Genomic DNA, 10,509 nt, shown 5'->3' with positions numbered 1-10,509 from the left:
GGTCTTACGGGCAGGTTGCCTACGTGTTACTCACCCGTCCGCCGCTAGCCTCCGAAGAGACTCGCTCGACTTGCATGTATTAGGCACGCCGCCAGCGTTCGTCCTGAGCCAGGATCAAACTCTCCAAAAAGGTACTGCTTATTGGATGAGCTGATTGCTCAATTCGTACTGACTTGTTGTGGTCTCTTGCGAGACCGCACTTGCACGCTCGTTGTTCAGTTTTCAAGGAACAAATTCAACCGTCGTCGTTGCTTCGACTTTTGTTGAGTCGCTTTTTGCGACGACCTCTTTAATATATCACATCAGCCTACTTCTTTGCAAGCACCTTTTTTCAGGAAACTTTTTCAACCTGATGTGATTTTGCCGTTTCAAGCGGCGAAAATTAATTTAACATATTCGGACAAGCAAAGTCAAGCCTCCCAAAAAAGTTTGAAAACACGGAACATTTCGACCCGATTATCCCCAAAAAAATAAGAAAAGCTTCTGATCGAAGCCTTTCGATGAGGTACATTCGTGGTCTAGCGGTAGCTTATTCTTGGTATAGAAAGTCGCATTCGCTTTAGCGAAGCTACACTTTCTGTTGCGTTAAAACAAATCCGGACGAATCGCCCTTATAGAAGGGCCGGTTCGTCCGGACGACACCGCTCATCGCCGACAGGCTGCGGTCAAACGGTATACTTCAATCGATGCAAAAACGCGTCGTCCCCTTCGGCTTCGACGACTTCCCGGATCAGAGACTTGCGCACGAGCTTGCCGAGCAGAAGGGACAAGTCCAGCTGAAGCTCGCTCAATTGAGGGAACGCCATCAGCTCTTGCAAGCTCCAAGGCTCTTCACGGCTGCGCAGCACGTCGAGCAAGATCGAGCAGCAGCACTCCATCTTGGACATGACGGAAAATTCGCAGGCAAGCACGACCAGCTGGATCCGTTTCTCCAACGACTCGTGATTGGACGTCAGCTCCTCGTAGAACTTGTACACGCCGGGATTGCTTTTGCGCACTTGAGCCCATACGAGCGTCTCGGGATGAAGCCCTTCCTCGATAATGGCGATCCGGGCCCAATGGCGAAGCGCGTCCAAAATGTTGCTGTAGGCGTCGAGCAGATGACCGTCCTGCAAATATTGCTTGCTCTGCAAAAAGCTTCTCAGAAATTGGTCGAATTCGACGATCAGCTTCTTGCTGCGCAGCTCGGGCGGAAATTCGAGCAGCTTGTGACGAAGTCCTTCCAAATACAAATTACGGTCCATCAGTATCTCCCCTTGCAAAATCCAATGGATAGCGTTGCGATTGCCGCCGTTCAATATCCATTGCTCCAATTTACCGGGATGCAGGCAACATTCTTGTATACGGGTACCGTCTTTTATATAATGAGTAGTGAAATCGGCTGCGGCGGAGTCGGCTACGACCAGTACGAGAACGTCGAACCCTTCCGCTACCGGGTTGAACGGCGCAAGGTTGGATATGACGGAAACGCCGATCGTCCCCGGATCGTGCCGGTAACGTTCCTTTACGTATTGTCGAATCGATTCCATGCGTACCCCCGGCTTTCTGATACGGATTCCTACGTGATCTATACACAAAGTAGTTCTACGTCGTCTTCCCGTTTCCTGCATCCGCGCGTACAAAGTTCGACTTTAATTGGCGCGCGTCAAAAGAAGGAGAGGTTTTCCCGATGTTTTTCAAATCGAGCAAAATCAACGAGTTCCGGCTATGGGGCTTGCTGCTGACGATGGGCGGCATGGCGCTCATGATCGTCGGATTGGCCGGCATCGTCTTCAATTGGGGACAAATCGGCAAAGTGATCGCCGCCATCTTCATGGTCATCGGCATGATCGGCATGCTGGGCAGCGTGGCCGTCTACTTCTGGGCCGGCATGCTGTCCACGAGCGCCGTATCGCTGGAATGTCCGGAATGCGGCAAAATGACGAAAATGCTGGGCAAAACCGACCGGTGCATGTTCTGCAAAACGATCTTATCGTTCGACCCCCGCTACGCCCCTCCGGGCGAAGAGCCGAATGCGGCGCTCGCGGACAAGCCCCAATAACCGGATCGAAGATCAAAAAAACCCGACTTCCTGTGACAGGATAGTCGGGTTTGTTCGTTATGAGGAGCGCTTCTCCAGCGTTTGCTTCACCAGCTCCCAGATGTTCGGGGTTTCGTATCCCCGCCGCCACGAAGCGACGCCGGCCAAGTCGTATTTGTGGACAAGCTCGATGCGCGCTTTTATGGACGTTTCGTCCTCGATCCAAATTTTCATAAGCTTGCCGTCTTCGGTGTACTCGACATAGTTTTGCCCGCTCTCGGCCGAATACGTCGGCTTCAAGCCTTTGTCCTTGATCAGCTTGACGACCGTCTCCATGAAAACGGCCCGGGAGCTGACTTCTTTTTTGCCGTTTTTCGTTTGCTCCGTCCAAATGCGGGTATAATAAGGAACGCCGAGCACGAGCTTGGAAGCCGGGACCCGGTCCTCCTTCATCATCTGCACGATCGATTTCTCGACCCAGGGCAGCGAGGCGACGGAGCCCGCGACCGGACTGCTCGCCCAATGCTCGTCGTACGCCATGACCATCATGTAATCGACGGTTTGCGCCAAGGCGGTGCGATCGTAAAACATCGACCAGTTTTCGCTCGTCGATTTGGTCGTTACGTCGATCGAAACGACCAAGTTTTGCTCATGCAGCAGCGGCGTCATTTCCCGGACGAATTGGGTCAATTTCGCTTTGTCCTTCAAATCGACGTTTTCGAAATCGATGTTGATCCCTTGCAGCTTATACAGCTGCGCAAAGGCGAGCAGCTGCTTGATCATTTTCATCCGCTTGTCGTACGTGGCGAGCGCCTGCGTCGTCACTTTCGGATCGAAGCCGTTGCTGAACAGCGCCCATACCTGATAGCCTTGCGACTGCGCCCACTTGACGTAGGAAGCGTCGGCCAAGTTTTTCAGGTTGCCCTCACCGTCCGCCAGATGGAACCAGGTCGGGCTAATGACATTCAAGCCCGGCATCGGGCCGATTTTGGACGTGTCCGGATTTTTGGTCGTGACGTGCTCCCACGTCATATTGATTTTGCCTCCGGTCGGCTTCCAAGGTACGAAAGGCTCCGGATCGACCAGCGGCGGAATCGTCTCCACGCGATCGACGGCGACGTCTTTTTTACGGACATAACCGACGATACCGGCCTTGCTCTGCGCGTAATACCACTCTTCCGTATCCTTTTCCGGCCAAAGCATGATCTCCTCGTCCGGCTGCAAATCGGCGACGATCGGCGACTTGATGCTCGGCTCGCGCCGCATCGCGACGGGACGCTCCTTCGCTCCGCCGTTCGCTCTGCCCCATTGGACGGTATCGCCCTGCAAATGAACGATGACGACACCCGTTTCCTCCGATTCGCGGATATCCATGCCGTATAGCTGCTTGACCGGATCGATCGGCAAGTAGACGTGATCTCCCTTTTTGACGATCGGGAACTTCAAGGTTAACGGCTTTTCGTTGACCGTCGCGGTCAGCGCGTTCGTCTTCATCCGCAGCACTTTATCCTGCGTCGTAATGATAACCGAATCGGTGGCCGTCTCGTGGAAAATCGTCGGGTCCACCTTCTCTTTCATAAAGGCAAGCGGCAGCTTCAAGGCGTCGTTCTCTCCGGTGGCCTCTTCCTTCAGCATTTCCCCGCGATAAAAAACCGGCTTCGCCAGTCCCCCGAAGTCCGGCTGAACACGCTCGCCGTTCGGATAATAGTTCTCGAACCAATAATACGTAAACAGTCCGGCAATCGCCACCGCAAGCAGCAAGCCGAACGATCGCGTAACGATCCGGGAGCGCTTCTTGCGTCGCTCCGGCGTCTGCGGGGTCTTCATGTCCATCCGCCCATTTCCTCTCCCCATGATGGTGCTTTTGTCCCAAACGATTGGATCGTTACATGCAACAAAAAAGACGCGTCTCGAAAAGACACGTCCATTATACTACAGTTATCGACGATGCGGACCGCTTCGCGGTTCACTAATGTTTGACAGCCGCAGCGCACTCGGGACAAATCCCGTGTACCTCCAGCCGGTGCCCCTTCACCTGGAAGCCCGTCTGCTTCGCCGCGTTCCACTCCACTTCGTGCAGCGGCGGATAGTCGAAGTCGACGATTTTGCCGCATTGATCGCATATCGCGTGGTAATGGTCGGACATATCGGAATCGAAGCGGCTCGAATCGTCGCCATACGTCAATTCGCGGACGAGGCCGGCCTCGATGAATACTTTCAGGTTGTTGTAAACGGTCGCCACGCTCATGCTGGGGAAGCGGTCCTCCAGCGCGCGGTAAATGTCGTCTGCGGTCGGGTGAACCATCGTATCCAGCAAATAGGCCAAGATGGCATGCCGTTGAGGCGTCATTCGAACTCCGGTCGTCTTCAATTTCTCCAGCGCTTGCTCGAATCGGGACGTCATGCTCCTCACCACCATGCATTCAGAATGAAGTTACCCTTAATTGTACGACCGGGCGCCTCGGTTTGTCAATCGATCCGGTTCACGACCAGCGAGCCGTTCGTCGTCTCCAGTCGGATTTCATACTGCCCCGTCCCGACTCGGCCTTGGATCGATCGCTCGGAAACGTTCAACGGCAAATCCGACGAAGCTTTGCCGCCCTCTCCCTCGACGGTGTAATGGCCTTGCGAAGGAAGCTTCAGCTCGATCCGCCCGTTCGTCGTCTCCGCCTTCCAATCGCCCCCGACCGTATGGCTTGCCACGGTGACGGCGCCGTTCGTCGTCTTCGCCCGAACGCCCCGCTCCGCTTCTTCGATTCCGATCGCACCGTTCTGCGTCTCGGCCTCCGCCTTGCCCCGGATACGCTCCATCCGCACGGATGCGTTCGTCGTTCTCGCGAAGGCGTCTCCGGATACGTCGGCGACGGTAACCGCTCCGTTCGTCGTGCCCAAATCGGCCATTCCGCCAATGCCGCTCGCCCGGATGGAGCCGTTCGTCGTATCGGCGATCAAGTTCCCGTCCAGTCCGTTCACCGACACGGAGCCGTTCGTCGTCCGGACGACGAGCTCGTCGCGAATCGGGACGTTATCCGCCTCGACTCGGCCGTTGCGCAGCTGCAGCTCGATATCGAGCGGGACAGCAGCGGGGACGGTGACGACCATATTCATGCGCGGCTTCCGCCTGCCGGAATACGTCTCGCCCAGGGCCGAAACCCGCAGCGTCTCTCCTTCGGCGACTTCCACTTTGGAGGCGTCGGCCACTTGACGCGACTTGTCTTCGTCCAGCTTGTCGACCCATACGGTCGTCTCGATCGTGATCCGGTCGCCGTCCCCCGCCTTCAGCACGACGCCGCCGTTCGGATTGTCCACAACCAGCTTGTCTGTCTTCCCGGTCACCCGGACCGTAATCGGTTCCTTCTCGAACTTATGGCCGAATTCGCCGGACAGCACGGAGCCGAACTGCCAGTCGAAGCCGTCCAGCCATTTCGCCGGGGCCAGGCGGCCTTGCGAATACGCGACGATCGCCGCACAGACGAGAACGGCCGCCGCCACCCCGCCGATTTCGAGCCGGGTGCGCTCGCGGCCCCCATATTTGAAGTTGACCCATATATATTCGAGCCCGAGCAGGATGAACACGAGCGGCCACCAATCGGCGGCGTAGCCCAGTAGATTCGTGTCCATCAGCCGGTCCGCCAGCAGCGCGCCTCCTACGGCGAGCAGCAGCAAGCCCGCCGTCGCCTTTCCCACTTTGATCATGGCGCTTCTCTCCCCGCTTATTCGAACGTCATTTCGGCTTCGATTTGCGCAAAAACAGGACGAGGCCGATGCCGATCAAAATCATCCCGCCGATCATCGTCCCCATCTTGTCCAGAACGAAGGATATCCAGTCCGGCTTCGCGCTGAACACGAAAAAGAGGCCGCCTACGGCGACGAGCAGCCAGCCGATGTACGGCTGGGACTGCGCCGGATTTCGCGCTTCGCCGCTCCATTCCCCGGGCGATCCGTCGGGACGGGGGGCAGGCGCGTACCGGTAAGCGTTCACTTTGTCCGTGGACAGTAGCGCGTCGAACAGGCTGTAGAAGTAAATAATCGGCAAAAAGAGCGCGAGCAGCGTAATGAGCGGAATGCTCGACATATTGATCGAAAAATGGACGATGGCGAAAATATCCATAATGATGAGCAGCATGACGGTCAGCCCTTTTTGCATCAGGCCGAGATAAAAATGTCCCGTTCCGGGTATGAGCAGCGACAGCAGGCAGACGACCCATTTCCGCTTTCGCGGAACGAGCGCCGCGTAAGGATGGAATGCGTCCCAGGCGGGATGCGGCCGCCCGTCGATCTCCTGCTGCGGACCGGGAGCTCCGCCGCGGTTATGGACGGCGTCGGGCGTCGGCCCGGAGTTGTGCTGCTGCGAATCGTTCATGTCTCCACTCCTCCTTTACGTGCTTCCGGCTATTCGAACGAAACGCTCGATACGCCCTCGAGCCGCCTCAAGCTTTCGGCCGCCGGGACGATCGCTTCCGGCCTCGCGAGCCGTACGAGCATGGTGACGAGCACCGTCCCTCCATCTTCCTCGGCGGGCGAAAGCTGGCGGATCGACACCTTCTTGATGTCGGCGCCTTTGTCCGCCAAAATCGACGAGACGGAGGCCAAGTTTCCCGGCCGGTCGCACATTTCGACCGTGACGGTATGCGCGCGTTTGCCGCCCATCCATTTTTTCTCCACTTTATTGAGCACCCATAGGCTGATCAGCACGAACAGCGTCGTGACGACGGCCGCGAAATAAAACCCGGCACCCGCCGCCAAGCCGATCGCGGCGACGACCCATAGCGAAGCGGCCGTCGTCAATCCCGAAATGGAGCTTCCGTTGAATACGATCGTACCGGCGCCGAGAAACCCGATGCCGGTAATGACTTGAGCGGCCAGCCGCGCCGGGTCGAGCCGAACGCTCGGCTCGTTCGCGAATTCGCCGAAGCCGTATACGGACAAGAGCATAATCAGGCAGGCGCCGAGACAGACGAGGATATGAGTGCGAAACCCAGCCGGATGGTTATGCTGCTCGCGCTCCAAGCCGATCAATCCGCCCAGCAGGAGCGCGAGCACGAGACGGAACGTCATATGAAGCGGATCGAGATGCCAGAGACTGTCCGTATCGTCCACCCCCTGCGTCGATAGCGTTAGAAAACGTTGGCAACTTCTATTGTATCACGGAATGCGGCAAAACATGAATAAAAGGACGCCTGTCGTAGGCGTCCCGGAACAAAGAACGATTAGGGCTTGATCCATTTGGCGATGTCGCCGATGAGATAATCCGGCACGTTGGCGGGAATCGCATATTCGGCGCCGGTCGATTCGCCGTCGAACTCGACGAGCGTATGGTTCATTTTCGGATACAGCTTGTACGCGACGTCCGTACGGGCGGACAGCGACTTCTTCCAGCCGTCCAGGTTGTCGGGGAATACTTGCACGTCGTTCTCCCCTTGCACGATCAGCATCCGGCCCTTTTGATCCTTCGCCTGCTCGCCGGCATACGTGTTGCGGAAATCGACCCACCATGCCGCGTTGCCGAGCATGAAGCCCGCCGGCGGATTGTCGACCGTCACCTGCGGGTCCTTCAGCAGCTTGATTTGCTGCTCGTAAAACGCGAGCTGCTGCTCGAGCGGTTCCGCCGGCTGCCCGGCCTTCTTCGCGAGCTCCAGCTGATGCTTCAGCTGCTCGAGAAGCAAATCTTCGAGCGGCCTAGACGGTCCGGCCAGGACGATCGTCCCGGCGATGCCGAGATCCCGCCCCGCTTCGACGATGCGCGGAATGAGCATGCCGGCTTGGCTGTGACCCGCCACATAGATGCCGGACGCGTCGATGCCTTCCGTTCGCTTCAGCAGCTCAACGGCCCGGATCGCGTCGTCCACCGTCTCCTCGTTCACGGTAAACGGAGCGCCGGACAGCTGCGACTTGAGCGAATGCTCGCGCGTCACCTTCTCGTAGCGGAGGACGGCGATGCCCTGAGCCGCCAAGCCGACCGCCAGGTCGCGGAACGGCTTGACCGCGCCGATCGATTCGTCGCGATCGTGCGGGCCGGAGCCGTGCACGAGCACGACCGCCGGAAACGGCCCTTTGCCCGCCGGAACGGTCAGCGTGCCCGGCAGCGCGAGCGGACCTTCGCCGATCGTCACTTCTTTCTCCGTATATTTCGACGCGTCGTCATACGCCGGCTTCGCATAACCGCCCATCGTCGGGGACGCCGGCACGAACCAGTCGTCGATCCGGCCGTACGTATCGAAGCGGACGGTCATCTCGAACGGAGCCGCGTTCGTGTCGTACACGAGCGTCGCGTTGCGGTGAACGGCGTTAGAGCTTTCGGAAGCGGCGACCTGCGGTCCCATCGGACCGAACGTCTGAGCGATGCTTCCCCAATATTGGCGGAGCAGCGGCTCGGGAACGAGCTTCCGCACCGAGTCGTTCAGGTAGGCGGACGCCTCGGCGAATTTGCCGGCATTCAGCGCGGCGATGAACGAGCTGGCGAGCAGCGGGTAATCGTCCTTGGCGACGATAACGGTGCCCGTCTGCGCGTTCCATCCCGCCTTGACGCCGAACACTTCGGTCAAGACGCCGAGCGTCACGACAGTTTTCTCGCCGGCAAGCTCGACGGGCTTGTCCAGCGTCATCGGCTTGCCGTTCAACGTATACGACGCGTCGCCGATCTTCAGGACGAGCTCGACGTCTCCGCGCAAGACGATGACGGACCGGTCGGCTTCGTTCCATTGGACGAAGGCGCCGATCGATTCGCTGAAGTCGCGCAGCGGGACGAGCGCGGTCGCCGGCACGGAGACGTTCGCCTCGGCGGCGGGCGGCACGGTCGAAGCGGCATCCGCCGCATAGGCGGCGGTGCCCGGCACGGCCAGCGCCAAGGCGAGCGAAGCGGCGATCATCGTGCGGTTCACTTTAAACTTTTTTTTCAAAGGGATTCCTCCTCGGTTACGGTTCTATGGTTAATACGTCCGAAACGGCCTAAAGTTCATCGCGGGCGAAAAAAAAAGCGGAAGGGGATTCCTTCCGCTTGCGGCCGTTCACCCGCGTTCGTTCGCGACGTGTCACCGCTTATTCGCTTTTCAGCCGATCCACGATCAGCTGGTTGACGAGACCCGGATTCGCTTTCCCTTTCGACTCCCGCATCACTTGGCCGACGAGGAAGCCGACGGCCTTCTCTTTGCCGGCCTTGTAATCGGCGACCGATTGCGGATTCGCCTCGACGACTTTGTCGACGATCGCCCGGATCGCGCCTTCGTCGCTAATTTGGACGAGGCCTTGCTCCTCGACGATCTGCTCCGGACGCTTGCCCGACACGAGCATTTCCTTGAACACGGTTTTGGCGATTTTGCCGCTGATCGTTCCTTTCTCGATCAGTCCGATCATCTCGCCCAGCCCTTGTCCGGTAATCCGGACGGCGTCGATCTCCAGGCCGTTCGCGTTCAAGTAGCCGAGCAAATCGCCCATGATCCAGTTCGATACCGCCTTGGCGTCCTTCGTATAGCCGAGGCTTTCTTCGAACAGGTCGGCCAGCTCTTTGGACGACGTGATGACCTCCGCGTCATAGGCCGGCAGGCCGAGCTGCTCCGTATACCGCGCCTTGCGGGCGTCCGGCAGCTCCGGAATCGTCGCGCGCACGCGCGCCTTCCATTCGTCGTCGATGTACAGACGAACGAGGTCGGGGTCGGGAAAGTACCGGTAGTCGTGCGCTTCCTCCTTGCCGCGCATCGACACCGTCTTCCCTTGCGCCTCGTCCCAACGGCGCGTCTCCTGCACGACGACGCCGCCGCCCGACAGCACCTCGGCTTGGCGCTTCTCCTCATACTCCAGTCCGCGCTGAACGCCGCGGAACGAGTTCATGTTTTTCAGCTCGGCCTTCGTGCCGAACTTCTCCTGTCCGTACGGACGAAGGCTGATGTTGGCGTCGCAGCGCAGCGAGCCCTCTTCCATCTTCACATCGGAGACGTCGCAATATTGGATGATCGCCTTCAGCTTCTCCAAGTAGGCGCGCGCTTCCTCCGGCGAACGGATGTCCGGCTCGGAGACGATCTCGAGCAGCGGCGTGCCGACGCGGTTAAAGTCGACAAGCGACGCGTAACCGCCGTCGACATGCGTCAGCTTGCCGGCGTCCTCCTCCAAATGGAGGCGGGTAATGCCGATTCGCTTCGTCCGGCCGTTCACCTCGATGTCGATCCAGCCGTTCTGGCCGATCGGCTGGTCGTATTGCGAAATTTGATACGCCTTCGGCGAATCGGGATAAAAGTAATTTTTCCGGTCGAACTTGCTGTGGGTCGCGACCTCGCAGTTGATCGCCATCGCCGCTTTCATCGCGTATTCGACCGCTTGGCGGTTCAACACCGGGAGCACGCCCGGGTGGCCGAGACATACCGGGCACGTATGCGTATTCGGCGGCGCCCCGAATTCGGTGGAGCAGCCGCAAAAAATTTTCGTATTCGTGTGCAGCTCGACGTGAACCTCGAGCCCGATTACGGTTTCGAATTGCTTGTCCGTCACGTGGATTC

9 protein-coding genes and 1 rRNA gene are annotated in these 10,509 nt (G+C 58.4%); 1 reads left to right on the top strand and 9 read right to left on the bottom strand.

Features of this window, described 5'->3' with window-relative positions; all coding sequences use genetic code 11:
• Both DLM86_RS24875 and DLM86_RS24870 read right to left on the bottom strand, forming a co-directional pair.
• A 16S ribosomal RNA gene (locus tag DLM86_RS24875) occupies window positions 1-130 on the bottom strand; the annotation flags it as partial.
• A 535-nt stretch (window positions 131-665) separates the two neighbouring features.
• Window positions 666-1,529: a nucleotidyltransferase-like protein gene (locus DLM86_RS24870; protein WP_110842763.1), complete on the bottom strand. Its 864-nt coding sequence runs from the start codon at window positions 1,527-1,529 to the stop codon at window positions 666-668.
• 140 nt (window positions 1,530-1,669) lie between these two features.
• On the opposite strand from DLM86_RS24870, the gene DLM86_RS24865 reads away from it, so the two are divergent.
• Complete coding sequence (locus tag DLM86_RS24865) at window positions 1,670-2,041, top strand: DUF2614 family zinc ribbon-containing protein (RefSeq protein ID WP_110842762.1); 372 nt, start codon at window positions 1,670-1,672, stop codon at window positions 2,039-2,041.
• Between the two features lie 57 nt (window positions 2,042-2,098).
• Here the strand turns inward: DLM86_RS24865 and DLM86_RS24860 are convergent, their stop codons facing one another.
• From DLM86_RS24860 to gatB, 7 genes are all read right to left on the bottom strand, one after another.
• On the bottom strand, window positions 2,099-3,853 hold the full coding sequence (locus tag DLM86_RS24860) for a glycosyl hydrolase family 18 protein (protein WP_342773117.1): 1,755 nt from the start codon (window positions 3,851-3,853) through the stop codon (window positions 2,099-2,101).
• A gap of 136 nt (window positions 3,854-3,989) precedes the next feature.
• Window positions 3,990-4,424 (bottom strand): peroxide-responsive transcriptional repressor PerR, encoded by a 435-nt coding sequence (gene perR, locus DLM86_RS24855; RefSeq protein ID WP_110842761.1) that lies wholly within the window; start codon window positions 4,422-4,424, stop codon window positions 3,990-3,992.
• Between the two features lie 65 nt (window positions 4,425-4,489).
• On the bottom strand, window positions 4,490-5,716 hold the full coding sequence (locus DLM86_RS24850; protein ID WP_110842760.1) for a DUF4097 family beta strand repeat-containing protein: 1,227 nt from the start codon (window positions 5,714-5,716) through the stop codon (window positions 4,490-4,492).
• A gap of 28 nt (window positions 5,717-5,744) precedes the next feature.
• Complete coding sequence (locus DLM86_RS24845) at window positions 5,745-6,383, bottom strand: hypothetical protein (protein ID WP_110842759.1); 639 nt, start codon at window positions 6,381-6,383, stop codon at window positions 5,745-5,747.
• Between the two features lie 29 nt (window positions 6,384-6,412).
• The gene (locus DLM86_RS24840; RefSeq protein ID WP_110842788.1) at window positions 6,413-7,078 is read right to left on the bottom strand and encodes an MgtC/SapB family protein; all 666 of its coding nucleotides are present in this window, start codon (window positions 7,076-7,078) and stop codon (window positions 6,413-6,415) included.
• Window positions 7,079-7,230: 152 nt separating this feature from the next.
• Entirely contained in the window at window positions 7,231-8,919 is a 1,689-nt protein-coding gene (locus DLM86_RS24835) for a stalk domain-containing protein (protein WP_110842758.1), read from the bottom strand.
• A 139-nt stretch (window positions 8,920-9,058) separates the two neighbouring features.
• Window positions 9,059-10,507 carry an Asp-tRNA(Asn)/Glu-tRNA(Gln) amidotransferase subunit GatB gene (gene gatB / locus DLM86_RS24830; RefSeq protein WP_110842757.1) on the bottom strand — a complete coding sequence of 483 codons (1,449 nt, stop codon included), beginning with the start codon at window positions 10,505-10,507 and terminating at the stop codon, window positions 9,059-9,061.
• Window positions 10,508-10,509: the final 2 nt, after the last annotated feature.

Origin of the sequence: Paenibacillus flagellatus (assembly GCF_003217775.1) — a bacterium.
Taxonomy (GTDB): Bacteria; Bacillota; Bacilli; order Paenibacillales; family NBRC-103111; genus Paenibacillus_AB; species Paenibacillus_AB flagellatus.
The sequence above is the reverse complement of the archived record's forward strand: the minus strand, read 5'-3'. Positions and strand labels throughout refer to the sequence as shown.

What these genes read in the sequence shown, in the direction of transcription:
- DLM86_RS24870 (WP_110842763.1), bottom strand. Translation starts at nt 1,529, where the DNA reads ATGGAATCGATTCGACAATACGTAAAGGAACGTTACCGGCACGATCCG.
- DLM86_RS24865 (WP_110842762.1), top strand. Translation starts at nt 1,670, where the DNA reads ATGTTTTTCAAATCGAGCAAAATCAACGAGTTCCGGCTATGGGGCTTG.
- DLM86_RS24860 (WP_342773117.1), bottom strand. Translation starts at nt 3,853, where the DNA reads ATGGACATGAAGACCCCGCAGACGCCGGAGCGACGCAAGAAGCGCTCC.
- perR (WP_110842761.1), bottom strand. Translation starts at nt 4,424, where the DNA reads ATGACGTCCCGATTCGAGCAAGCGCTGGAGAAATTGAAGACGACCGGA.
- DLM86_RS24850 (WP_110842760.1), bottom strand. Translation starts at nt 5,716, where the DNA reads ATGATCAAAGTGGGAAAGGCGACGGCGGGCTTGCTGCTGCTCGCCGTA.
- DLM86_RS24845 (WP_110842759.1), bottom strand. Translation starts at nt 6,383, where the DNA reads ATGAACGATTCGCAGCAGCACAACTCCGGGCCGACGCCCGACGCCGTC.
- DLM86_RS24840 (WP_110842788.1), bottom strand. Translation starts at nt 7,078, where the DNA reads ATGACGTTCCGTCTCGTGCTCGCGCTCCTGCTGGGCGGATTGATCGGC.